Source organism: Aquimarina sp. RZ0 (assembly GCF_008370685.1).
Taxonomy (GTDB): domain Bacteria; phylum Bacteroidota; class Bacteroidia; order Flavobacteriales; family Flavobacteriaceae; genus Aquimarina.
In genome coordinates, this window is record NZ_VTZU01000059.1 from 17,492 (window position 1) to 44,298 (window position 26,807).

Below are 26,807 nucleotides of genomic sequence, written 5' to 3' on the forward strand. Positions count from 1 at the left end.
AGAATGTTTATGATGGATAATTTAGGATTGATTGATACTATAATTTTAATTGGGTATTTTATCTTTATAGTTTTATTTGGTATTCGGTATTCTAAAAAAGGGAGTACATCAACTAATAATTATTTTCTTGCAGGTCGTAAAATGACTTGGTCAGTTATTGGGTTTTCATTATTTGCTGCAAGTATTTCGAGTACTACATTAATAGGTAAGAGTGGTGATGCATATTCTACAGGAATAGCCGTTTTTAATTATGATCTGATTTCGGTACTGGTGATGGTATTTTTTGCCTTGTTCTTTTTACCTTTTTACATTAAATCAGGAATTTTTACAATTCCGGAGTTTTTAGAAAAACGTTTTGATGCTCGATCCAGATATTATTTTTCATTTATCACACTGATGGGGTCTACATTTTTGGATGCAGCTGGAGCCTTGTATGCAGCTTCATTGTTGATGAAATTAGTGTTTCCTGCATTTAGTATAATAGAACTTTGTATAATATTTGCCATTATTGTAGCTGTATATACCATTCCTGGTGGGTTATCTTCAGCAATTCGTGTGGATCTGATTCAGGGAATTATACTGCTGATTGGAACTTTTGTGTTAACATTTTTGGCTATGCAAAATGAAGGTTTTCAGTATATAAAAGATCTTTTGCAAAGCGATGATATAATGATGAAATTAATTAGACCAATGGATGATAGTTCGGTTCCCTGGTTGGGTATGATCGTTGGTATTCCTATTTTAGGATTTTATTTTTGGGGAAATAATCAAGTTCTTGTGCAGCGGGTTCTGACTGCAAAATCTGTTGATCATGGCAGGAAAGGTGTTCTTATGGTAGGGTTTCTTACGGTATTAATTTTATTTGTTATTATTTTTCCAGCTGTAATTGGTAGAAAATTGTTTCCCGAATTAGAAAAAAACGATATGATATATCCCAAAATGATTATAACTCTTATGCCAGAAGGAGTATTGGGACTAATGCTTGCTGCAATGATAGCTGCACTCACATCATCGCTAAGTGCATTATTAAATTCTGTGGCAACACTCTTTACAATGGATTTTTATGTGAAATTCAAAAAAAACACATCTCAAAAGAGTCAGGTAATTGTAGGGAAAATTGTATCTGTAATTGTGTTGATACTAGCGGTAATTTGGGTGCCTTTTCTCTCAAAGTTTGATTCTTTATTAAAGTATTACCAAGAGATGCTAACATATATAGCACCTCCTGTTGTCGCAGTGTTCTTTTTGGGAGTTTTTTGGAAAAGAATAAATAGGCACGGAGCTTTTTGGGGGTTGATAGCTGGTTTTTTGATGGCCGCATTAACGATAATACTGAAAACTGTTTTTGGATATGAATTATTAGAAGGGATGCATTTTCTACTAAAAGTTCCTTATTATTTTATATTTAGTGCCTTTATAATTATTGTGGTAAGCCTTTTTAGTACACCTGACGAAGAAGAAAAGATAAAAGAATTTATCTGGACAAAAGAGATTTATAAAAAAGAAACTGAGGAATTAATAGGGGTTCCTTTTTATAAAAATTTTAGGTTTTGGTCATTGGTTTTGGTTATTTTTTGTGGCTTCGTATTATTCTTATATCAATAATTTGTTGAAATGATTTCAATCTTGTTTGTTTTGGTCAGAGCATTTGTATTTTGATATTGGGAATAATATCTTTAGTATTGGTTGCCGGAAAAATTATAGTCAGTATAGTTGTTCCTGTCCGAAATTAAAGACTTTTTGAGATCTTCAATACATGTATACCCAATTGTGAGGATGTAATTGAATTTTCAAGTTTCTTGAAATTACAGTTTTTTTATATTGTTTTTTGATGCATTTCAATTTGTAGTTTAACACAAATATCATGGGATTAATTATATTTTGGTTTCCTTTACAAAACCAAAGATCCCTATCATATTTTTTGTTTCTGTTGCTTCAAAACATAAAAATCGAAATCCGTATGTACTCGATAATCGAGGTTTAATACGATTTATAACTAAAAATTTCGCATATTCATCGTTTCTTTTTCCTTTCTACTTCGTTTAAAAAATAAACCGTAGCTATAGCTATGCTTGATTTTTTTGCCTTGCATAAAGAAAAAATAATTTAATGAATTTATACGAATTTTTTAATCACAAATCGTATAAATGCTCCGAATCTTGCCTCGAATCCGAAATGTTTCTTTCAATAAATACTTCACGCGCTTTCCCAGAGGTAGTTTACTATATGTTTTTTATAAATAATCGTGTAAAGTCACTTTTTGATAATTCTGTTTATAATCTTTTGGAGTGCTGCCTAACTTCTTTTTAAATGTTTTATTAAAATTTGATAAAGTTTTAAAACCTGATCTATAAGAAACTTCATTAATCGCCATCTGAGTTTCGAGTAATAATTTTGTAGCGATCCCTATTCTGTAATCAAGAATATATTGCGTAAAACTTTTGCTGGTTCTTTTTTTAAAAAAATGACTAAATGCAGATTCAGACATATTGATAATTTCTGCTACAGTACTTAGTTTTATTTCTTCAGAATAATTACTCTCTATATAATTTATGACACTGTTAATTCTAAGATCTTTCCCTTCTGGGGAGCAGTTGGAAATTGGGGAGCTAGATAGTTTTTTTTTATCAGGAGAAGTAGCCAGTTCTTGCAGAATTTCGAGAAAAAATAAAAAATTACAGAACGAATTAGAGTCATAGAGCTGAGCTATCTTTTTACCTACTCTATCTCTTGTTGGATTAGAAAATGAAATTCCTCTTTTGGAGAGGGCTAACAAATCTGTTATTTCATTGAACAGATCAAAATTCCCAAATTTAGATTTCAAAAAAAGTTCCGGAAATTGAATTGTAATTACAGTAGCATTGGTAGTAAGTTCTTCTGATTTCCACATATGCTGGAGATGCGGTCCTAACAATACCAAATCTGTGTTTTCACAGTCTTCTATGGAATCTCCTACGATTCTTTTACCAGAAAAATTAGTTATAAAGTTAATCTCATATTCTGGGTGCACGTGAAGTGGATAATCAAAATTAGCGTTTTCATGTCTTAAAATCACAAAAGGATCCTTTGATTTAAGTGGGGTAATTTCTCTAATAATCTTCATTAGTTGGGTTTCTCGAGCTCTTGGGGTAAATACCAGAGTTTTAGTTTTTTAAATTATTACTGATGATTAACGTTATAAAAATATAAATAATAATTGAATATTATTTCCTTAGTATTAAAAAAAATAGCTGTATAATAATTTCATAAAATGAGGATAAATAGACTTTAGAGTATCAGAAATATACGGTTTCCTACTTTACATTTGCAGTGTAAACAACCAATCATCATTTTATGAATAAAATATGTTATTTAATTCTATTTGCATCAATATTGCTCTTTAATACTACGGTCTTAGCTCAAACCGTGGTGACAGGACTGATAATTGACGAAAATGGAATGGGAATCCCTGGAGCTACTATATTAGAAGAAGGTACATCAAATGGTAGTTCAAGTGATTTTGATGGTAATTATTCTATCAAAATTTCAAGTAAAAATGCCGTATTACAATATTCTTATGTGGGATATGTTACGCAGAGTATCAAAGTAAATAATAAAAAGGTTGTTAATATTACATTATTTGAGAATACCGAAGAATTGGATCAAGTAGTTGTCGTAGGATATCAATCAATAAGGAAAAGTGATCTAACAGGTTCTGTTTCCCAATTAAATATAGAAACAGAGGAACTGTCTGAGATTCCTGCAAATTCTGTAGAAGAACTTCTAATAGGTAGGATTCCAGGTTTGGTAATAGGAAATCCATCTGATGCTCCTGGAGCAGGTCTTACTGTAAGAATTAGAGGGGCCAGTTCGTTTACTGCAACAACTCCATTAATTGTAGTTGATGGTTTTCCATTGGGAGATGCCGGTAATCTACAGCAAATTAATCCAATTGATATTGTTTCTGTAGAAGTGCTAAAAGATGCATCTGCAGCCTCCATATATGGTTCTAGAGGTGCCAATGGAGTAATATTAATAACGACAAGACGTGGTAAAGAAGGTAAAATGAAAGTCAGTTTTTCTGCACTGACTACAGTGAGTACATTTTCGTCAGAGTTTGATTCATTCACAAACCCGGTAGATTTGGCAGTGTTAACAGACGAGAGTCGAGTAAACTCAGGGTTAACTCCTATTTATGTAGGTGCAGAGGATGTTAACGGTACATTTTTTCCTTCTATTCAGCAATTAAGAGCAGGTTTTCCAACGACTGATTATATAGATTTTTCTTTTAGAAACCCGATTAACTATAACTATAATGTTAGTATTACCGGAGGAAATGAAAACACCAAGTATAATTTTGGTCTTAATTTTATCACCTTGGATGGTGCCGTAACAGAGGATAACTTGTCAAAAACGACAGCTAATTTTGGTATTGATCAAAACTTAACAAATCGATTGAGTGTATCTTCTAATATAGTATTTTCCAGATCAAAACGAAATGACAATAGTGGTTTGTCGTTTAATAGAAATTTGACATTTCCAATATTTGATGAAGATGGCAATTTTTTTAGAGCAAATGATAATGATTTTGGAAACCCAGCAGCCTTAACAGCTCTTAGGGTTAATGAAACAACTAGTCTGGATTTAACATCTTCATCGATACTCCTTTGGGATATTACTGATGAATTACAATTTAAATCTCAATTTAATTATAGTTTAGGTTCTTCATTTCAGGAACGTTTTTTTCCATCAGAATTCACTCAATTAGGTAATGAAGGAAATGGAGTAGGTTTTAATGATAATTTTCAGAATCAGCGTGTTGTAACAGATGCCTATTTTACATATGATAAAAAACTGGGAGATTACCACAAGATAACATTGCTAGGCGGGTACTCTAATGAGTATTTTGATGTTCGTACTTCTCAATTGAGAGCACAAGATTTTGTTAATCAATCTCTGGGAGCAGGTAATTTAAGTTTGGGTGCGAATCAAAGAGTCGCTAATAACTTCTTGACGACCACATTGAACTCTGGGATATCACGAGTTAATTATACATATGCAAATAAAGTTTTATTGACCTATACTGGTAGAGTAGATGGATCTTCCAATTTTGGAGCGAATAACAGATGGGCTTTTTTCCCATCAGGAGCCATAAGTTGGAAAATGCAGAATGAAGGTTTTATTAGAAACGGACTTCCTTTTATTAATGAGTTTAAACCAAGAGTAAGTTGGGGAATAGTAGGAAATCAGGCAATAGGTCCTTTTGAAACGCTAAATAGATTAGGAGAGGGAAGATTTTTTAATAATGGAGGTTTTGTAACGACTGTCGGACCAGGAATCATTAATAATAATGGAATATTTGTAGAATCCCGCGGATTAGGAAACCCTGATTTAAAATGGGAAACCACTGAAGTTTTTAATGTAGGATTAGATTTTGCAGCATTTAACAAAAGAGTAAGCTTTAATATTGATTACTATAATAAAATCACCGATGATCTCTTGGTGGATAGTAATTTACCACCTTCGTCTGGATTTGATTTTTTAAGAATTAATGCAGGAAAAATAGAAAATAAAGGAATAGAAGTTGGGCTTAATATGGATTTGTTTAGAGGTGAAGATTTTCAATTTTCTGCGGGCATTATATTTAATAAAAATGAAAATAAGGTGATTAGTTTAGGTCCTTCTGAATTCACATCTGTTTTGAATGATGAATTTGGGAACCAATTCAGGTTTACAGGAGTTAATTTTAGAGATCAATTTCGTTCCTCAATAAATACACTAGTGATAGGTCAACCAATTAATGTGTTTTATGGAGCACGGGTACGAGGTATTATACAATCTGAAGCAGAAGGTTTGGCAAATGGTCTTACGGGAGTAAATGCACAAGCTGGAGAATTTTTATATGAAGATTTGAATGGAGATGGAGTTGTAGAGCCTTTTGGAGCAGACAGAACTGTTATTGGAGATCCTAATCCGGATTTTGTAGGGAGTTTGTCCTTAAACTTATCTTATAAAAGATGGAGTCTTAGTACATTGTTTAATGCTTCTTTTGGAGGAGATGCAGTTCATATAAATCAATTCAGTACACAAGCAGGTGGAGGAAGTACTAGTAATCAATTACAGCGATGGACTCCTGATAATAGATCAAATGAGTTTCCTTCTTTGAGAGAAACCAGAAATGTAGCTTTCTCTGATTGGTGGATACAAGATGGATCATTTGTTAAGGTACAAAACCTTAGAGTTCGATATGATATAGATACTTCTGGTATAAAATATCTTGCAGCTACCAAGTTTTATGTCAATGTAGATAACCTTTATAATTTTACTGAGTATACAGGATTGGATCCGGAAATTAACCCAGAAGGGATTGATGAAAATAGTATTCCCAGGTTAAGAAAATTCACTTTTGGTGTAGAGGTCTCATTTTAGAACAAAAAATAACATTATGAAGAATTTAAATATACTATTAATAGCATCATTGTTAATTTGTGTCGGTTCTTGCTCTCTGGAACCTGAGCCTACAACTTTCTTAACAGATTCTAATTTTTATAATACTCCGGAAGAAGCAAACTCTGCTGTATTGCATTCATATCAGACAATGACTTTTCTGGATTATTTAAGACCTTATATGAATATTCCAACTGCTGCCTCTGAGGAAACCTTTCCTAAAGAAGGGGAAGGACTTAATATAGATCAATTTGAAATTTGGAATGTTGATGACAGAAATCAAAATTTAGAACAATTTTTTAGATTGACATATATAGGATTAAACAGGGCAAATACGGTTATCGAAGTTACAGAAGATGTGGATTATGACGCTTCTCTGGGAGCAAGGTATCAAGGAGAAGGTTTGTTTTTGCGTTCTTGGCATCATTTTATGCTTGCTCGTCTTTTTGGATCATTCCCACTTAGGTTATCTGCAGTAGACGAACTAGGTGAAGTACGTGGTACACCGGATGCATCTATAGAAGAAGTGTATACATCTATAATTGCAGATCTAAAAAAAGCGATAGATCTATTACCGATACAAAGAGATGGGGGAAGAGCAGATAAAGTAGCTGCTCAGGCATTGTTGTCCAAAGTGTATATTACTATGGCATCTGCCAAAGAAACAGGGAGTCCTGGTTATGAATGGGTATCTGATGCAAATACATACTACACGCTTGCCTCTGATATGGCGTCTGAAGTAGTTAATGGGCAATCAGAATATACTTTTGACCCTGACTTGTTACATGTTTTTGATGTGTCAGAGCCTGAGAGTTTTAACGGTCCGGAACATATATTCTTTATACCTCAGGATCGTAATGGGCTTGTAGAAGGAGAGTTTTCTAAACTATCTAAGTTTTTCATTCCTGCAAATGCACCTTCTATTTCCTATATAAATGACCCAGAGCGAACAGTAACACATGGTGGTTTTGGAGTATATGTTTCTGAAACACAATTCTTAAATTCTTTTGAAACATCAGACCTGAGAAAAACAACCCTTATTGTAGATGAGTTATTAGATGAAAATGATGCTGTGATATGGACTCCAACGGGAGGAGAATCCAGACCATTCTCTAGAAAGTATATAGATCCTAAGTTTATAGGGGATAATACCAGTACACATCCTTATTTATTGAGATTTACTGATATATTATTGATATATGCTGAAGCACAGGGACCAACGCCAGAAGGATATGCAGCAGTTAATCAGGTGAGAGAAAGAGCTGGATTACCCGCATTATCAGACGGTTTGTCTATCAGGGAATTTAGAGATAAAATTATAGAAGAACGTTCTTTTGAGCTGGCTTTTGAAGGAAATAGGTTGTATGATTTACGAAGAACGAATAAGGTAGAAAGTGTATTACGAGATATTTATGGAAAAAATATTGTGAATAGCGCATATTTTTATCCAATACCAGCTATAGAAAGAGAATTAAACCCTACAAATTAGAAAGCAGTTATGAAAGTAAAAATACTTTTGCTCCTATTTATTGCGTCAATTGTTGATTCCTGCGTGGAAGATCCGTTTGAAGACATCATTAGTGATGACAGGCAATTTTTAAGCTTTAATATGCCAGGTCAGGTGGGACCTGCAATGATAAAATCTATTGGTGATAATGAAGGTACTATCGAGGTTTTTCTAAATGTATCAAACATTGATTTATCATCTATAGTACCAACTTTTGATGTGTCTGAATATGCCCAGGTAAGCCCTCAAAGTGGGAAAGCACAAGATTTTAGCAGTAATAACATAGGATATCAGGTTATTTCAGAGTCTGGGAAAATTAGAAATTGGACAATCAAAATTACACCATATGAATCTGCAATTGATGGTGCCTGGAATGTAGATAAAATATTATATGATTGGCATATTGGTCTAAATCAGACGTGGGGTTATGGAGTTTTTGGAGAATATGATGAAGAGAATATGACATATAATCCAGAGCAATATCAACCAGAAGTATTTTCTAATGATTTTGGGAATGTAGCTTTTGAAGAAGATAATACTATAGAATTTATGACCACTACTATTAATGAAGATGGTAATGCCGAAGGAACTTTTTCATATAAAGCAGGTAGTGATAATACTTTCGCCTCATTTATTCTCAACCCAGATCATACAGGAGCTTCGCGCGATTATTCCGCAAGGTTTAGAAAGATACATCGAGGAGATGGTGTTTGGGAATTTAATCAAGGAACAAGAGTTTTAACACTTTGGGATAAAAATAAAAATGGAGCTAAAACAGAAGGTGTATTAAGCGTAGATGCAGATGGTAGTATAAGTATTGCGTATGATACCTGGATTAACGAATATAGTTTTGATCATTTTGAAGCAGAATCACATATACAAAGCGCAATTTCAATGTTTTATTACTTTAAAAAAGGATAAGACATAAATAGAGATGTATTGGATAGTACCAGTGAGATTTTACGATGATTAAAAATGATAAAAAATGAAAATTGAAATGATTAAAAATATAAGTACAAAGAGTATGATTGGTTTTTTTAGTTTGATACTACTATTAAGCTTTACTAATTGTAATAGTGATAATTGGGAACCTACAGAGACGCAAAATACGGGCACTATTTTGGTGAAAACTAATGAAGTGATCAATGAGTCTTATATCGGTAATGGTGTACAATGGGATGCATATCCTCAGGCATATAAATATTGGGGGCAACCCATACCTGATCAAGACTGGAATAAGATGTATAAAAGACTTGATTATATGAAACCAAGTTTTATGCGTGTTGTGCTGGGATCATACGATAAATATGCAGCAGATGGTCCTGATAGTTATGAGCCAGAAAACTTATTTGAAGGTTTGGGTAAGATATTACAATACTGCCAGGATCATCAAATAACAGTGATGCTAGGAGATTGGGGGTATAATCAAGTAGACGCAAGTCAAAATAAAATTTTTGAAAATAGAATAGAAAATGCAGCAAAATATGTTGACTTTTTGATAAATACAAAAGGGTTTACTTGTATCAAATATTACAATACGATTAATGAACCTAATTTACAAGGATCAGCAACTAACGGTAACTATGAGCTGTGGGAGAAAGCTACAGGATATTTTTATGAGCAACTAGTTGCTTTGGGAATTGAAAATCAGGTAAAAATTGCAGGTCCGGATATTGCTCCGTTTTCTAATGATATTACGGATTGGATAACGAATACAGCCAGTAATTTAGGCGATAAAGTACCATTATACGATATCCATACATATCCGCCTAAAGAAGACATGTTTAATGGGAATTATGAAAAAAGATTAAAAGTATACAAAGATGCTACACCTGCTGGTTCTCAAATTATTATTGGAGAATTTGGATTTAAATATGATACAGGCAGTTCTAACATGGATAGTAATCTAAATGATCTAAACCTCAATGCAATTAATGCTGATGTCAATATAGCAAATGATTCTAATACGCTGGTAAGCGAATATTTCCACGGTGTTGACCTGATCGCTATTACAATGAAAATTATCAATGCCGGATATTCTGGAGCAATTAATTGGAACTTAGATGATGCGATGCATAGTGGAACAGAAAGAGGACAAGATCTGAAAGTATGGGGATTTTGGAATATTTTAGGAGATGAGCTTTTAGGAAGTCCCGAAAAAGAAGAAATAAGACCTCATTTTTATTCATATTCTTTATTAACCAGATATATGCAAAAAGGTACTAAAGTTTTTAAAGTAGAAGTGCCTGGTTTGATAGGAGTGGACGCTATTGCTATTGAAAAAGATGGTAAGTATATGATCGCAATAAATAACATTTATGAGGATGAGTATGTTGTTGATGTTAAGTTTGATAACAATATTAGTCTTTCCGGGGCTAAGAAATTTGTATATAAAGAGAATGATAGAAAAATAGATGATAATGGCTTTCCAGTGCCTGAAGAAGAAGGATTAACATTAGATCTTGTTAAAGGAGCATCAATCGCGGTTTCCTCAAAAACATTAACCGTAATTACAAATTTTGAATACTAATTAACTTAGAAACACATAAACTCTATTACTTATATAAAGAAGGATTAACTACCTACTTGACTATGGATGTCAACATACTAAATTGATATCTTAATTTAACTGAAAATTTAAAAATTTTCAGACATGACATTTAATGAGAGAGAGTTAGCCCTAAAAACTCTCAAAATTGAATGTTGACGTAAGCTGTAAATGACTTTTGAAATATAAAGTTGTTTGCAGTTTTTTTTTAATGAAAAATAAAAGGATTTTTTTAGCAAGAACGGATACTACCAATGCTACCTTAAAATTATAGCAGTTTTTGGATGAAATCACTTAAACTGAATCAAATTATTTTTTTAATTCAGACGAGAAAGAAAATTCATAAATGACAGCACTATCGATGCTTTTTATTTTGAAGTATAAAACAAAAAGAAATGATTTTAGCAGGTAATTCCATTTGAGAATTGAACTATTACTTATTAAAATTTGTTCTTTATTGCTAGCTACAAAGTAGAATTCCCCATCATGTATGACTCAAATATTCAGAATATATGTTTAAAAATTCATCATAAAGGTAGTTATAAACATTATATAGTCATTTCTAAAGCCGTCTAATAACTAATTTTACCTTCGAATTTAGTGATCAAAATTTTAATAGTTAATGTTAGAATTAAATCTTTTTATAATCTTACATTAAGTAGTATTTAGTGTAATTTAATAAGATATTAACCAAACAATGTACTTAATCTAAACGCGATATCAATATGAATTGTAAAATTACTAGAACTCACTTTTTTTCTGAAAGACCTACTTTTTCGGGTGTCATTATTTTTGTCTATTTGTTTTTGACAACTTCTCTATACGCACAAGATCCTTCTGCGCCAACAGGATTAACCATTTCTAATGAAACATCAACAGGTTTTACACTTACTTGGGATGCAGATGCAAATGCCACACTAGGCTATAATATTTTTATTGTAGAGCCTAGTGCTGATAGTGGTGATATATATATAACTACTGTTGCTGCAGGTACTACCAATTATGAATATGCAGGAACATATCAATCGATAACCATTAGAGAAGGAGGAACGTATATAGCAAAAATTCAAGCATTACCAGATGCTAATGGAAATGCATTTGCAGATACTTCTGTTACTATAGGCGGTGGAGCGATTGTAGATCCATCAGCACCAATGGGATTATCGATTTCTAATGCTACACCTGCAAGTTTTACATTAAGTTGGGATGCAGATCAGAATGCGACACAAGGACATAATATTTTTATAGTAGAACCTGATAATGGTAGTGGAGACGTATATATAACTACCGTTCCTGCTGGTGTTAATACATTTGAATATACCGGAACACATGGATCAGTAACCATTGAGGATGGAGGAAACTATGTAGCAAAAATACAGGCATTACCAGATGGCGATGGTAACGCGTATGCAGATATTGATGTGGATATGATGCTACTGTCGATTGAGGATAATTATTCTTCATTTTCTAATACATTGATGATTTATCCAAACCCAACATCAGATTTTGTTAGTATAAAAAGCGATAAATCAGAGTTAATTAAAAAATTAATATTGACCAACATCAATGGACAAGTTATAAAAACATCTGTTACCCCAAAACTAGATCTTACCGATGTTTCTTCAGGATTCTATTTTGTTTCTGTAGAAGATATAAAAGGAACTATTACGACAAAAAAAATCACAAAAATTTAACCCCATTCCCCATAGTACTCGATTAATTATAATCAAACTAAATTTAATTGAAACGCAGCAATAAACCTTATTTGCATTAGCAAATAAGGTTATTGTTTTTATAAATTTTATGTGTTTTCCTTATGCTATTGATCTTTTGTCTCCTGAATAATTTGTTAGTAATTAAGGGCTTTTGCTTAAAATAAGCGTGAGCCATAGCGCAGGCTATACCGAACTTCTATTTTTTTATGATGAACAATACGTTGTTCTTCTTACAAGCTGATTCACAATTAGGATTTGCGTTATCAGAAGTAGATTAAAACGTATGATCAATTAATGACAAGCTAATCTAATAAAATCAAACAAATAATATATTGCATTAATACAAAGTAAGCTTGGTGTACTAAGAAAAACTATTCTCTACACAGTTTTCCTATATTAAAAGCGAGATTCCATGTTCTTTAGTGCATTATACTTTGCTACCAGCTTCATTAAATCTTCTTCTTTTTTTAGACGAATTTTTTCTTTTTTCATATACTTTTCCAATTCCTTTTTTTTATCACTAAAAGTAATTAGTATGGTTTTTTTATCAGTTGGTAATATATTGATGATGCCATTTTTTTCCAGGTAATAGGTTTTAATTAATTTAATAGTACCTGCATTAGAAGAAGAATTCTTGATGATTTTAGATTTTTCAGGGTCATCTATTTTAAGTGTATATTTCTTATATATTCTATAATTATTAGTTAATTCGACTAATACATAATACCCACTTTTTATTCTGTCTAATTGATCTTTAAAGTTGCAATAGTAATAATAATCATTCTTTATGACTACATGTGTTTCGGGAGTTTTTTTCAATTCATATAATTGAGAGTCTATACTCAATTCTATAGCATCTGTATAGATATTATATTTTAATTTAGACGAAAAGGTTCCGATTTTTTCATTAATAACTTTTGAATCTTTATAGCTCATATTTTTATAAATATAACCATCATAACCCTCAAATTTTTTGATTTTTTCTATTGGAGTAATTAATGATTCAGGAAGTTGAGCAAATACAATTGGGGTTGATATTAATAAAGAGAATAGTATTGTTTTTTTCACGGTTTTAGGTGTTAAGGGGACTTGAAAATTAAACTCCGCAAATGTAATGAAAAGGTAATAAACCTTTCTTTTTTTTCTTATTTATGAATTTAAAAATTTATTATTTTAACATAATTTTTCAGTCTAAAAATAAGGTTGTTGATTTGCGGGTAATACATACAAGAAAATGATTTGATAGTTGTATAAGCAAGTATGATTTCATATTGAGTCGATGCTTTTACCAACAAATTTATATTTTGAATCCTAATACCCTTTCGACTATAAAATTATCTAATAAAATTTAGTTTTTTCGTGAATTCTTCAAAATAAAAAGAAGTCGCAGCTATTTCTTAACTCTCTTTTTGTTCAGGCAGGAAATTGTCGCTTTTCACTGGAGTATTTTTAAAACATAATTTGTGGACTACTAAAAACCCCATAAGAAATAACAATTTCTTATGGGGTCTTATATGAATACGTATATGATAATAAAGAACTCATCTTGCGTAGTGGTTTTCAACCGAAAAGCTTGGCTTTTGTACTATAATGAAATAAGTTTTTTTTAGCATAGCCATACGGTTAAAAAAAACAAAATTAGAGTGCAAAACGTAAATTTTGTAGGTTGAAACATTACTCAAGATGAGTTCAAATACTATTAAAAATTAAAATCTAATCTAGCATAGTAATATGCACCGCTAAATCCCATTTGTACAGAATCCCAGTATCCACCAGCTTCTGTTTCTCCATCATTTTGTTGATCAGGATACTCATTAAATATGTTATTACCACCTATGGTAAACTTAAGATTTTCGGTTATTTTATATCCTACATTTAGATCAGCAGTAAATTTGGCACTATATTCATCTGCTGTATCCGTAAAATCAATCAATGTAATATCGCTAAATCGAGTTACTCCTAATCCTGCATTAAATTTTTGAGTACTGTAGTTTACATTTAGTGCAAACTTACTTCTTGGTGCTGAGGCTAGTAAGAAAGCTTGTTCTCTTCCTCCAAAAAATATGTCGGGATCAAGATCTGTATTGACATCAGTTATATACATATTATTTACATTTCCTGCAATAATAGTTGATAAGTTACCAAAGCTATAGTTTCCTTTCCAGGAAAGTACCAGATCCATTCCTATAGTTTCTGTATCCACTCCATTAGCAAAAAATTGTGCTTCTGCTACATTAGGTATCTGAGGAGCAGCAAATGTACCTGTCAAAACGATTCTGTCTTTGATATCAATATAATAGCCATCAAGAGTTAGTGTGAAATTTCCAATACTCGCCGTTGCTCCAACAGCGGCATTAATCGCGGTTTCTTCTTTAAGACTTTCAATACCAAAAGAGGAAGTTACCTGGCTATTATTCGCAGATAGCAGTGTCTCGGTTGCAACACCTCCCTGAAAATCTGTGAATCGTAGATTATAATATATTTGAGCCAAAGATGGGGCTCTAAAACCACTACTTACTGATCCACGAATATTAACTGTTTCTGCTGCTTTTATTCTAAGCGCTAATTTACCGTTTACGGTACTGCCAAAATCACTATAATTTTCGAATCTAGCAGCTCCAGCTAATAAGAATGCATCAGTAATATCTATTTCTGCATCGGCATATAATGAAAGATTAGAACGAGAACGATCTACCTCGTTAGCAGGGCTATATCCAGGAAAACCTTGGGAACCTCCGGGTCTTAGAGATATTTCACCCGTATCGGGATCTGTAAAAGTCGGTTGTGTTTGATTGGCTGGATCTGTAATTGCCAGTCCATTAATATCATAAGTGGCATAAGAACCTTCTTCTCCGGCAAATATGATAAAATTCTCTGTTCTGTACTCCGTACCCATGGCAATATTCAATCCATTTGCTACATCAGGATAATATTTAGAAAAATCCAGACTTGTTGTATTTTGGCTTAGGCTATGTCCACCAGCATCAAACTCTGTTGGAGATGATTCTTGTAAAGAAGCATTTAGAGTTCCCTCTATAAAGTAGTGAAAATTGTTCTTACCCCAGGTGTTATTGATGTCTACTTTCCAACCACTTGCAGTTTCAGTTCTAACGCCTACAGATACAGAATTGTCAATAATATTGGATGTGATTCTTGGTGTAAAACCATTTGGAAATATGGAGACAACCACACGTTCCCCACCATTACGGGTAAATGCAAAAGCATCTGTATCACGATAATTTCTGCCACCAAATACATAAAATTCTGTTTTGTCTGTTACTGGAATCGCTGCATTTGTAAAGAAACTAAAACCATCTATTGCAGCTTCTCCAAATCCTCTTCTAAAATCAAATCCAGGACGCAGTGTTTTGTTTTTACTAAGATATTCAGTAGTAAAATTAGCATATCCTTTATCGCCAATCTGTACTCCATAATTAGCAGTAACTTTTACAGAACCTCCATCAAAATTTTGATCATCAGCAAGCCTGTTTCCATCATTTTCTGTGTCTAATCGGTTTCCATCAGTATTTGGGGTTCCGACAGGGAAATCACCTTTTGCATTCGTATTGTATGTACCATAACTAATACTACCGCTAAGTTTATCAACATTGTCTTTTAATACAATATTAATTACTCCTGCAATCGCATCAGATCCATATTGTGCAGCTGCACCATCTCTAAGAATTTCGATCCTTTTAATAGAAGAAGCAGGAATAGCGTTTAGATCTGTACCAGAATTACCTCTACCTCTGGTGCCAAAGATATTGACTAGAGAAGATGCATGCCTTCGCTTACCATTTATTAATACTAATGTTTGATCTGGTCCCAAACCTCTTAAAGAAGCGGGGTCTATATGATCTGCACCATCAGAACCTGATTGCTTGTTGGCATTGAATGAGGGAGCAGAATATTGTAATAGTTCATTAATTTCTATTTTACCACTTTTAGTTATAACATCCTGCATATCTATAATATCGATTGCTACAGGGGTATCTGTAGCTGTACGTTTTGGGCTTCTGGAACCTACAACAATTATGGTACTTAATGCTTCTCCTTCCAGAAGAACAACGTCAATTTTGCCTTGTGTTTCTACATTGACTTCTTGAGTTTGAAAACCGACATAACTGAATAGTAAAGTAGCATTTTTATTTACACTGATGCTATAATTACCATCACCATCTGTAGTAGTGCCATTAGAAGAACCTTTTTCAGAAACGTTAACATATGGGATTGGTACTCCAGAGGTATCAGTAACCGTTCCTGTCACTGTTTGTTGACCAAAACATATGGTAGTTAATAAGCCGAATAAAATAAGTGTAAGTTTTTTCATTTATGTAATGTTAATTTTTAAATATATTTCATTATCAAATAAAGGAAAGTGTTGATAATGTGTATTGTAAGTTTAGTATTTTGATTGAGTATATTTTTATCTATTTAAACAATTTTTAAACAAAAAATAATACTTTTCATTCAAGAAATCATCTTGTAGTCAGATATTTGCAGATATTCTGATAAAAATGTGAGATGGTCAATTTATGATGAATTCTTTTTTGATATTTTTGATAGCTTATAAGAAAATTTTCTTAGGTCTTGTTCAAAAAATATCTTGAACAAAAAAATAGTATATGTCAAAAAAAGGGTTGTCTTTTTTTGATATCTCAATTTCTGCTACCTTCTATCTTATAGTAATTTAATTTTCAGAGTATGTTATTTTAATTATAGAATCTGTTTTAGAATCAAACATTTCTAAAATGAAATTTTTATTTTCATCAAAATGCCCTAAGCAATTGTCTTTATTTCCGTTATTCACCAGATAATACCCATTACTTACTAATCTTGCTTTTGATATTTTTTGTCCATTTTCATCATTAAAAGTCATGATATATCCTGTTCCATCCGGTATCATTGTATATTTTCTTTCGTCTGACGAAGAATCCGAATTTTTAATAGATATTTCTTCTGTTGTATAAACAGCTGTTTGATTTGTTTTATCTTCATCTTCAGGATCCAGTTGTAACTTACTTTTTTTGGTAATGATTTGCTCTTCTTTAATCACTTTTTCTTCTCCATTAGCTCCTTTAATTTTAATGATTTTGGTGACTGTCTCCTGAGAAGAATTTTCTTTGGGCTTTATCTCTTCGGCTTCCTTCTTTTCTACAGTCTCTTTTTCTGATTGACCGTAGGTGATACAAGTACATGCTAGCAAAATGGCGAATACAATTGTTTTAAAGATCTTCATAGGTTAGTTGTTTATTTGATTGGCTAAAATTACAAAAAAAACATAAATTAATTTTTTGGACTTAAAATATGGGGTATCGATTATCGTTTATTATTTTTAGAAATGAAATTTCCTCTGTTCTTTTTTGTTTTAATCTATAGGATTGTATTTGTTTACTAAGGGGTAATACTATTATCTTTGCACTCTTAAAAATTTGGATAGAGATTTTTTATCCGAGTATTATAGTAAATATTATGAAAGCAGGAATCGTTGGGTTACCAAATGTAGGAAAATCTACTCTTTTTAATTGTTTATCTAATGCAAAAGCGCAAAGTGCAAACTTTCCTTTTTGTACAATAGAGCCTAATATAGGAGTGGTAAATGTTCCAGATCCCAGATTGGAGAAATTAGAAGAATTGGTAAATCCGGAACGTGTATTGCCAGCAACTGTAGAAATAGTTGATATTGCAGGACTGGTTAAGGGAGCGAGCAAAGGAGAAGGTTTAGGAAATCAGTTCCTCGGGAATATTAGAGAAACAGACGCGATTATTCATGTGTTACGCTGTTTTGACAATGATAACATTGTGCATGTGGATGGTTCCATTGATCCTATTAGAGATAAAGAAACGATAGATATAGAATTACAGCTAAAGGATTTAGAAACGCTGGAGAAGAAGCTGGATAAAATAAAACGAGCTGCCAAAACAGGAAATAAAGAGGCTCAGAAAGAAGAAGCTGTATTATTAAAATTAAAAGAAGGTTTAGACGCTGGCATTTCAATACGAGCTATAGAAGTATCAGAGGAGGATCATCTTGCTTATGTACATCCGCTACAGTTTATTACTGACAAACCAGTACTATATGTTTGTAATGTAGACGAAAGTGCTGCTGTAGATGGTAATGACCATGTAAAAAGAGTAAAGGCAGCTGTTGCAACAGAAAATGCAGAGGTGATTATTCTTGCTGTAGGAACCGAGGCGGATATTACAGAGCTAGAAGATTATGAAGAAAGACAACTGTTTCTTCAGGATATGGGACTAGAAGAACCCGGAGCATCCGTATTAATTCGTGCAGCATATAAGCTATTAAATCAACAAACATATTTTACAGCTGGAGTAAAAGAAGTAAGAGCCTGGACAATTCCAATAGGAGCTACTGCGCCGCAAGCTGCCGGTGTTATTCATACAGATTTTGAAAAAGGATTCATTAGGGCAGAGGTCATTAAGTATGATGATTATGTTTCTTATGGAAGTGAAAATAAGGTTAAAGAGGCTGGTAAATTAGGGATAGAGGGTAAAGGATATGTGGTAAATGATGGTGATGTTATGCACTTTTTATTTAATGTATAAGCATGGCTAAAAATAATTTCTTACAGAGCGATATAATCTAGAGGTTTATTTGGGGCAAGAGGAGTTCATTAAAAGGGAGATCAGGTTTTGCGCTACGCAGCAATTATACCTAAAAACTGACGTTCTAAATTTGACAACTGGACAGGATACGTCAATGAAAGTTTTTCAACGCAGGTTTTCTTACAATAAAAATATATCTTTAAAGAAAAAGTGGTTACTGGTTATACTATTGTCGACAAAATTTATATACTGCATTTCGATATTAAGGTCTTTTCAAACCACAGCGAAGCTAAAAAAATTAGAATAGGCATAAAGATTAGCTATGTTGATTTTGATTGAATACTCGGGATAAGTTTATAATCGGACGTATTATTCCCTTTTTTTACTAGTAATAATTGCGAATTTTTAGGTAGTATATTATCTCCTGGCATGCGACTTAGTACGCTGTTTTTGAAGACTTAAATTCTGATTTATCAGGAAACACAGGGGTTCAATATCTCGTTTCTATCATATATGGATCATTAACTATTTGTTGTTTGTTTGCATTTTTTAGTAATTTAATAATTACATTTACTCATAATATTAATAATTGATGCCAGTTCTTAGACGAAATAATCGTAAACTGAATCAAATTATTTTTTAATTCAGACGAGAAATAAAATTCATAGATCGTAGCACTATCAATGAATTTTATTTTGAAGAGTGAAAAAAAAGAAATGATTTTAGTAGGTAATTTCGTTTGACAAATGGTATGAAATCATTCCAGAAGGTTAAAACCAGTCATCTTGAAACGAATAATTCTATTTATATTTTTTATTGTAGGTATTGTTTTTTTAGGAAATAGTCAGGAAAATTCCGGATTTTCTAAAAATGATAGCTTACAATCATTGCTTGATATCTCTAATAATTTAACTTATAAATATAAAATAAAAGAATCTCTGGAGTATGCTATAAAAGCAGTTAATTACGCTTATCAATTAGATAATGATCATTATAAAGCCGAAGCCTATTACCTGATGGCATATAATTATAATACATTAGTTGATTACAAAAATGCAGAACAATATTTTAGAAAATCATTAGAATATGCAGAAAAATCAAGCGATTCTCTACTTGTTTTATGGAATTATAATGGATTAGGCAATGTGTTTTCTGAGGGATATAAGGATCTAGAATCTTCTTTAGATTTTTACCATAGAGCTACTAACTTAGGAAAAAAGCTTCATAATCCAATGGAGTATATGACTCCTGTAATTAACCTTGCCTGGGTGTATATAGATATTGAAGAATATGATAAAGCATACCCTTATTTGGTAGAAGCAGAAAGATTGGTGACAGAAAGCAACGATATACAAGGATTTTGTGAAGTACGCTATCTAAAAGGAAGATATGCTTTTGGCAAAAAAGATTTTGATCAGGCCGAAGCATATTTTAAGGAGTCTATCGAACTCTCCAAAAAACATGATATGCTGTTGGAGCTTTCTTATCTATATAAAGCCAGCGCAGAGTTGCACGAAAAATTAGGTGATTTACCTGCTGCTTATCAGGATATGAAGTTGTATAATGAATATAAAGACAAACTTTATGATAAAGAGCGACTGAAACAAATAGAAGTAGCAAGTATAAGTTTTAATGTAGATGAATACAAGCGAGAAATTGAACTAGCAAACCGAGAGAAAGATTACCAAATAAGTATTGCTAAAAACAATAGAATTATAAACCTGATATCTATTATAGCCTTGATATTTTTATTAGGAGCAGCTTTTTTCTTTTTTATAGGATATAGGTCTAAGAAAAGACTTAATAATGTGCTGAAGGATAAAAACCTGCAATTATCAGAAGCAAAATCAGAAGCGGAGAAGCTTACACAAGCAAAATCACAATTTATATCTACGGTCAGCCATGAATTAAGAACACCTTTGTATGGAGTAGTTGGTATTACCTCATTACTTCTGGAAGATAAAGATATATTAGAGAAACATAAAAAATTATTAGACTCTTTAAAGTTTTCTGGAGATTATCTTTTGAACCTAATTAATAATGTACTACAAATAAGTAAAATTGAATCAAAAAAAGTACGGTTGGCAAAAACACCTACGAACCTTTTTAAATTATCACAAAATTTATTAAACTCTTTTGAGTATCAGGCAAAAAGTAAAGATAATGTACTCATTCTTGACGTCGATAATAAACTCCCTACCTCGCTAAATGTGGATTCGCTTAAATTGTCAGAAATATTAATAAACCTTATTGGTAATGCATCTAAGTTTACCGAAAATGGTAAGATATGGTTACGGATTAAAATTTTGGCATTAGAAAAAAATACAATTAAAATCAGGTATGAGATCGAAGATAATGGAGTTGGGATTCCCGAAGATAAAAAGGATTTTGTATTCGAGAAATTTTCTCAGGTAGATCGTGAATCGAATAAATTAGAAGGTACAGGTTTAGGGCTTTCTATTGTAAAAAACCTTTTGACGATGATGGGGAGTAAAATCTACTTAGAAAGTAATGAAGGTAGAGGAACTAAATTTTATTTTGATTTAGAGTTAGAAATTTTAAAAGAAGAACATAAACTTGCTGGTGCTAAAAGAAACAATGGAGCAACAACGGTTTATAGAAGAATTCTGGTAGCAGAAGATAATAAGATTAATCAGATTGTGACAAAAAACTTACTAAATCTGATAGGATATGATTGTATCATTGTAGAGAATGGATTCAATGCAATACAGATGATAAAAAAAGAAGATTTTGATCTTGTTTTAATGGATCTTAATATGCCATATTTAAATGGAAATGAGGCTACAAAAAGAATTCGAGAATTCGATAAGACCACACCGATTATCGCATTAACAGCAGCTGAACTAGGAGAAGTAGAAGAAGAATGCATTGCTATAGGAATGAATGATGTCATCAATAAACCTCTTAATAAAGGTGATTTAAGAGATATTATAAGCAGAAATCTCTTGTAATCTTATAGTACTCATTAGAAAGACTTATATGATATAATCTGGGATATAAGGGATCTTACTTTTTATAATTTAATTTGTTCCCTCTGGAATAGGTTTTTTTCGGTTTTTGACATGTTTTTCTAACCATTGATCTTGTTCCCATAGCAAATGAAGAATAGACTCTTTGGCACGATATCCATGACTTTCTTTAGGGAGCATTATCAATCGGGTAGTAGCTCCAAGCCCTTTCAAAGCATTAAAATATCGCTCACTTTGTAATGGATACGTACCAGAATTATTATCTGCCTCTCCGTGAATAAGAAGAAGAGGGGTTTTCATTTTATCTGCATGCATAAAAGGAGACATTGTATTATATATCTCTGGAGCATCCCAGTAGTTGCGTTCTTCACTTTGAAAACCAAAAGGTGTAAGTGTTCTGTTATATGCACCACTTCTGGCAATACCAGCAGCAAATAAATTAGAATGAGATAATAGATTTGCTGTCATAAAAGCGCCATATGAATGACCGCCAACAGCTACTCGATTTCTATCAATATATCCCAAAGCATCTACGGCATCTATAGCAGCTTTTCCATTGGCAACCAATTGTTTTCTAAAAGAATCATTTGGCTCATCATTACCTTCTCCAACAATTGGAAAAGAGGCATTGTCAAGTATAACATATCCTTTTGTAATCCAATATAACATTGACCCCCAAAATGGATACGTAAAAGCATTTGGATTAGAGGTGGTTTGCGAAGCACTATTTTTATCTTTAAATTCTTTAGGGTATGCCCATAATATCATTGGCATTTTTTCTTTTTTAGTAATATCGTAGTCTACAGGAAGGTATAAGGTTCCAGATAAGTCAAGCCCATCATCTCTCTTATATTTGATGACTTCTTTATGAACATTCTGTATGGTGGAGAAAGGATTCTTGAAGTTTGTTATTTGTTTTAGATCATTAGCCTTATTGATATTTCTAATATAATAATTAGGATATTCACTGGGAGATTCTATTCTAACGAGAAATTCTCCTTTTTTAATATTGATAGCATTATATATATCTTCTACCTTATCATTATAGGTTGATTGGTAAATTCGGCTTGTCTTGTTATTTTTTAAGGATAGCTTATCAATAAAAGGAAATTGTCCGTCTTTGGTATACCCATCACCAGTTAAATATAGATTTTCATTATCCATATAGACCACATAATTGCCATATTCATTTACGGTTCTTACAAAATCACCTGGGTCACTATATGTATCCTGATAATTTCTGTCATGAATAATGTTTGGTTTTTGCTCGAGTCCGGATGTATTAAAAACATAGGTTTTGGTATTCCGGGAATTCCACCAATAATCATATGCTATAGCGATATCATTATTTGTCCAATGAATAGTATGGAATCTATTAATAGTTTTTAAGATACTAGTAGGTTTATTATTAAAAGGAGCTTCTAGTGTGAAAAGCTCATCTCTATACTCAACTTTAAGATTGGGATCACCATTATCCAAAGCTTCTGCCCAGACAAGAGTGGCTGGTTGATTCGCTCTCCAGTTCAAGAACCTTTTCCCTGTTCTTGTGGACATAAACCCTTTTGGTAAGACTTCAGTAAGAGGGACTTTATTGACCGTTTTAAAAAAAGCTCCGGAACTTTTAAATAATTTAGTTTCTTGCGGGAAACGACGATAAGGCACCAAATATGAGAATGGCTTTTTAATTTCTGTGACCATAACATAGGCTCCATTCGGAGAAAATGTAGTAGTAGTATACATACTGGCATCGGCCCATATCTTTTTTGAACCATCTAAAGTTACTTTGTATATCTCTGAGGTGGCTAGTATTTCAAAATTATGCACATCATTTTGATTTTTTAATAAATCCTGATATGTTCTGTTTTGAGCTTTTGTACCATCACTTACAGAAATGATCGGGCCTTCTGGCACTATTTTCTCGGTACTGATTATTTTTTTTCTTTCTTTAGGCAAGAATTTTACTAAAAGAGCTGAATTATCTTTAAACCATTTAAAAGGGCTTCCAATATTAGCATTTAGCGTAGGATTCGAAATTTTAGTAGTTTTTTTGGTTTTAATATCCAAAACCCATAGTTCTACTCCTTTTATTGTGGTGTTGGTAAAAGCTATTTTACTTTGATCCGGAGACCAGGTGATATATGTAATTCTAGGATTTTCAGGGAGTCCTTCAATTTGTTTTGCTTCTTTTTCAGAAGTTTTCTTTAGTTTAATATTTTTATAATATCTGGTTCTGCTTGAGATATTTGTTTTAGGATTAATTCTCAGCCCAGCCAGTCGCATTTCTTGTTCAGAGAGCTCCGCAATAGTTTTGAAACTATCTCTGTATAATAATAGTATATTTTCTCCTTTTTTATCAATCCTAATTGCTGGAGCCATAGGAACATCTACAAGATCCAAAATTTCTCTAGATGGTTTTTGATACTTGATATTATCTTGAGCAGTAGATATATTGAATATGAAAAATATTATAAAAAATGATTTGATGAATTTCATGTCGTGTGGTTAATTTTAGAGTTTTAAGAGATTGATGTATAGTATTACAAGATATTAAAAATAGTCACACGAAATGTAATTAAATCAGTATTGTTTTTACTTGATAATCGAGATTTAAATGTTTTGAGGCTTGCCTCGAAATCGAATTTTTTTTCAATAAATGACTCGTATCCTTGCCCCGAGGTAGTTTTCTTTAAAATATCCTTTTACACTCAGTTTTGATACGTTTCTTAATTTCTTTTGGTTACGATGAAGTATAAAATAATAATTTGGTTAGTCATAAAAGTCTAAACGATTACATAAGAGCTGTTTGTAAGATAAGGGAATTTGATATTTCACTTAGAATAAAGATAGATGTTCATTATCAATTATGGTGCCCAAAACAACGGATTATTATAAATAAAATTCAAAAATAGGTTAAAGTCTTTGCAAATTATATATTTTGCACCACAAAAGCTGTAACATGTTTTAAATTTTTACGTCTAGCTTACTAAATAGTTTTATAAATGAAGAATGCATTAACCCTAGTATCCATTGGATTATTACTAATTGGATGTGGATCAACAAATCAATCTAAAAATAGTGCTACAAAAGTACCAATTGCTACTCAGGTAGATCTAACCAAAACAAAAGGAGATAAAGTACCGGTGGTTATTAATCCAGGTCGTTTTCTACAGGATACTATAAAATATTATCTTCCTAAAGTGGTGCAGGGAACATATGCTGTTAGTGATTTTGGAAAATTTGTTGATAATTTCAGAGCTATAGATTATGCAGGAGCAGAATTACCAATAGTGAAACTAGATGCAAATACATGGCAAATAATAAATGCAAAACAATTAGACAAGATCTCATATCAGGTTAATGATACGTATGATATAGAAAATACAGAAAAGGGTATTCCTTTTTCACCTTCGGGGACAAATATAGAAGATGATAACTATGTATTAAATTTACATGGGTTTATCGGTTATTTTGATGTTTTAAAAAATAATCAATATGCTCTGGAGGTAAAAGCACCTACTTCGATGAAGAGAACCTCGGCTTTGCAGAAAATTGATATGGAGAAAAACGAAGACGGTTCTATAACAACGGATAAGTATTTTGCTGCAAGATATTTTGATATTACGGATAATCCGATGATGTATGGAGACTTGGATGTAGAGGAGTTTAAGGTAGGTGATATTAAAATTGTATTAAGTGTTTATTCTCCCAATAAAACATATACCGCAGCAAGTATCAAAGAAACTGTTTTTAAGATGATGAAGGCACAAAAAACATACCTGGGAGATATTAATAGTACACCCAGATATGATATTTATTTATATTTGGCTCCGCAGTCACCGACAGCTCCTCAAGGTTTTGGTGCTTTAGAACATCATACTTCAACGGTAGTAGTATTACCAGAAGCATTACCAACAGAGACATTAGCATCTGCAATGATTGATGTTGTGTCTCATGAGTTTTTTCATATTGTTACTCCATTAAGTGTACACTCAGAAGATGTGCATTATTTTGATTATAACAATCCTACCTTTTCTAAACACTTATGGATGTATGAAGGAGTGACAGAGTATTTTGCTAATATTTTTCAGATAGATCAGGATTTGATTACAGAAGATGAGTTCTATACAAAAATAATGGCTAAAATTCAATCCTCTGGCGGATATGATGATCGTATGAGTTTTACTAAGATGAGTGAAAATATACTCGAAGAGCCTTATGCTAAAAATTATGCAAACGTATATGAAAAAGGAGCTTTAATTGGTATGTGTCTCGATATTTTACTTAGAGAAGAGAGCGAAGGCAATAGAGGTATATTATCATTTATGAAAGAATTGTCTTTGAAGTATGGAAAAAGTAAACCTTTTGAAGATGATAAAATAATAGAAGAAATTATAGAAATGACATATCCTTCTATAGGAAAGTTTTTAAATACACACGTAGTAGGAAATACACCAATTAATTATAATGAGTTTTTTGAAAAGGTTGGTCTTGCAATAAAAATGGAAAAAATTGAAACCAACTATATCCAAAATGCAGGAGCTCTTATTCTGGCAGGGGATCAGGAAAAAGGAGCTATTTTTTTTAATGAATTAGTTAAAGATAATAGTTTTTGGGCAGATAGTGGTGTACAAGCTAATGATGTTATTAAAGAAGTTAATGGAACCGCAGTGACACTATTGAATGCTAATCAGGTCTTACAAGGAACTTTTCAATGGAAAGAAGGTGATGATCTTGAAGTGAAATTAGATAGAGGAGGAGAAGAGGTCGTTATAAAAACGAAACTTGTGAAATCATATACTAACGGAGAAAAGTTAACAGCATTGGATAATATTTCTGAAAAACAAACGAAATTAAAAAGTGCCTGGTTAAAAGGATAAAAATTAATGATAAATATTTAAAGAGGTCTGTGTATTCTTATTATATAGATCGAGAGTGTAAATATAACCTTGTCTGAATACTAAATTTTTAATTTACACATTATTCAGATAAGATGACAAATACAGAACAACAAGAACTAGAGAAGAAAGCTCTTGAACAATTTATGAGCGGCAAGA

Annotated in this window: 14 protein-coding genes; 9 read left to right on the forward strand and 5 right to left on the reverse strand. The window is 32.2% G+C overall.

Annotation, left to right across the window (positions count from 1 at the left end):
• Window positions 1–9: 9 nt before the first annotated feature.
• Window positions 10–1,605 (forward strand): sodium:solute symporter, encoded by a 1,596-nt coding sequence (locus F0000_RS19885; protein WP_223148926.1) that lies wholly within the window; start codon window positions 10–12, stop codon window positions 1,603–1,605.
• A gap of 628 nt (window positions 1,606–2,233) precedes the next feature.
• On the opposite strand, the gene F0000_RS19890 is transcribed toward F0000_RS19885, so the two are convergent.
• Window positions 2,234–3,103 (reverse strand): AraC family transcriptional regulator, encoded by an 870-nt coding sequence (locus F0000_RS19890; protein ID WP_149626476.1) that lies wholly within the window; start codon window positions 3,101–3,103, stop codon window positions 2,234–2,236.
• Between the two features lie 230 nt (window positions 3,104–3,333).
• On the opposite strand from F0000_RS19890, the gene F0000_RS19895 reads away from it, so the two are divergent.
• The 5 genes from F0000_RS19895 to F0000_RS19915 all read left to right on the forward strand — a co-directional run bounded on the left by F0000_RS19895 (window position 3,334) and on the right by F0000_RS19915 (window position 12,175).
• Window positions 3,334–6,408: a TonB-dependent receptor gene (locus F0000_RS19895; RefSeq protein WP_149626477.1), complete on the forward strand. Its 3,075-nt coding sequence runs from the start codon at window positions 3,334–3,336 to the stop codon at window positions 6,406–6,408.
• Between the two features lie 16 nt (window positions 6,409–6,424).
• The gene (locus F0000_RS19900) at window positions 6,425–7,915 is read left to right on the forward strand and encodes a RagB/SusD family nutrient uptake outer membrane protein (RefSeq protein WP_149626478.1); all 1,491 of its coding nucleotides are present in this window, start codon (window positions 6,425–6,427) and stop codon (window positions 7,913–7,915) included.
• A gap of 9 nt (window positions 7,916–7,924) precedes the next feature.
• A complete protein-coding gene (locus tag F0000_RS19905) occupies window positions 7,925–8,854 on the forward strand; it encodes a hypothetical protein (RefSeq protein WP_149626479.1) in 930 nt (309 codons plus the stop codon).
• A 64-nt stretch (window positions 8,855–8,918) separates the two neighbouring features.
• Window positions 8,919–10,463 (forward strand): hypothetical protein, encoded by a 1,545-nt coding sequence (locus F0000_RS19910; protein ID WP_149626480.1) that lies wholly within the window; start codon window positions 8,919–8,921, stop codon window positions 10,461–10,463.
• Window positions 10,464–11,206: 743 nt separating this feature from the next.
• Window positions 11,207–12,175 (forward strand): T9SS type A sorting domain-containing protein, encoded by a 969-nt coding sequence (locus F0000_RS19915; protein WP_149626481.1) that lies wholly within the window; start codon window positions 11,207–11,209, stop codon window positions 12,173–12,175.
• A gap of 417 nt (window positions 12,176–12,592) precedes the next feature.
• Here the strand turns inward: F0000_RS19915 and F0000_RS19920 are convergent, their stop codons facing one another.
• The 3 genes from F0000_RS19920 to F0000_RS19930 all read right to left on the reverse strand — a co-directional run bounded on the left by F0000_RS19920 (window position 12,593) and on the right by F0000_RS19930 (window position 17,435).
• Entirely contained in the window at window positions 12,593–13,264 is a 672-nt protein-coding gene (locus tag F0000_RS19920; RefSeq protein WP_149626482.1) for a hypothetical protein, read from the reverse strand.
• 631 nt (window positions 13,265–13,895) lie between these two features.
• Entirely contained in the window at window positions 13,896–16,526 is a 2,631-nt protein-coding gene (locus F0000_RS19925; protein ID WP_149626483.1) for a TonB-dependent receptor, read from the reverse strand.
• 360 nt (window positions 16,527–16,886) lie between these two features.
• Window positions 16,887–17,435, reverse strand: coding sequence for a hypothetical protein (locus tag F0000_RS19930; protein ID WP_149626484.1), 549 nt, complete (start codon window positions 17,433–17,435; stop codon window positions 16,887–16,889).
• A gap of 233 nt (window positions 17,436–17,668) precedes the next feature.
• Between F0000_RS19930 and ychF the strand changes: the two genes are divergently transcribed.
• Both ychF and F0000_RS19940 read left to right on the forward strand, forming a co-directional pair.
• Complete coding sequence (gene ychF / locus F0000_RS19935) at window positions 17,669–18,763, forward strand: redox-regulated ATPase YchF (RefSeq protein ID WP_149626485.1); 1,095 nt, start codon at window positions 17,669–17,671, stop codon at window positions 18,761–18,763.
• A gap of 785 nt (window positions 18,764–19,548) precedes the next feature.
• Window positions 19,549–21,735 carry an ATP-binding protein gene (locus F0000_RS19940; RefSeq protein ID WP_149626486.1) on the forward strand — a complete coding sequence of 729 codons (2,187 nt, stop codon included), beginning with the start codon at window positions 19,549–19,551 and terminating at the stop codon, window positions 21,733–21,735.
• Between the two features lie 69 nt (window positions 21,736–21,804).
• Here the strand turns inward: F0000_RS19940 and F0000_RS19945 are convergent, their stop codons facing one another.
• Window positions 21,805–24,246 (reverse strand): S9 family peptidase, encoded by a 2,442-nt coding sequence (locus F0000_RS19945; RefSeq protein WP_149626487.1) that lies wholly within the window; start codon window positions 24,244–24,246, stop codon window positions 21,805–21,807.
• Window positions 24,247–24,752: 506 nt separating this feature from the next.
• On the opposite strand from F0000_RS19945, the gene F0000_RS19950 reads away from it, so the two are divergent.
• Window positions 24,753–26,630 (forward strand): peptidase M61, encoded by a 1,878-nt coding sequence (locus tag F0000_RS19950; RefSeq protein WP_149626488.1) that lies wholly within the window; start codon window positions 24,753–24,755, stop codon window positions 26,628–26,630.
• Window positions 26,631–26,807: the final 177 nt, after the last annotated feature.

What these genes read in the sequence shown, in the direction of transcription:
- F0000_RS19885 (WP_223148926.1), top strand. Translation starts at nt 10, where the DNA reads ATGATGGATAATTTAGGATTGATTGATACTATAATTTTAATTGGGTAT.
- F0000_RS19890 (WP_149626476.1), bottom strand. Translation starts at nt 3,103, where the DNA reads ATGAAGATTATTAGAGAAATTACCCCACTTAAATCAAAGGATCCTTTT.
- F0000_RS19895 (WP_149626477.1), top strand. Translation starts at nt 3,334, where the DNA reads ATGAATAAAATATGTTATTTAATTCTATTTGCATCAATATTGCTCTTT.
- F0000_RS19900 (WP_149626478.1), top strand. Translation starts at nt 6,425, where the DNA reads ATGAAGAATTTAAATATACTATTAATAGCATCATTGTTAATTTGTGTC.
- F0000_RS19905 (WP_149626479.1), top strand. Translation starts at nt 7,925, where the DNA reads ATGAAAGTAAAAATACTTTTGCTCCTATTTATTGCGTCAATTGTTGAT.
- F0000_RS19910 (WP_149626480.1), top strand. Translation starts at nt 8,919, where the DNA reads ATGAAAATTGAAATGATTAAAAATATAAGTACAAAGAGTATGATTGGT.
- F0000_RS19915 (WP_149626481.1), top strand. Translation starts at nt 11,207, where the DNA reads ATGAATTGTAAAATTACTAGAACTCACTTTTTTTCTGAAAGACCTACT.
- F0000_RS19925 (WP_149626483.1), bottom strand. Translation starts at nt 16,526, where the DNA reads ATGAAAAAACTTACACTTATTTTATTCGGCTTATTAACTACCATATGT.
- F0000_RS19930 (WP_149626484.1), bottom strand. Translation starts at nt 17,435, where the DNA reads ATGAAGATCTTTAAAACAATTGTATTCGCCATTTTGCTAGCATGTACT.
- ychF (WP_149626485.1), top strand. Translation starts at nt 17,669, where the DNA reads ATGAAAGCAGGAATCGTTGGGTTACCAAATGTAGGAAAATCTACTCTT.
- F0000_RS19945 (WP_149626487.1), bottom strand. Translation starts at nt 24,246, where the DNA reads ATGAAATTCATCAAATCATTTTTTATAATATTTTTCATATTCAATATA.
- F0000_RS19950 (WP_149626488.1), top strand. Translation starts at nt 24,753, where the DNA reads ATGAAGAATGCATTAACCCTAGTATCCATTGGATTATTACTAATTGGA.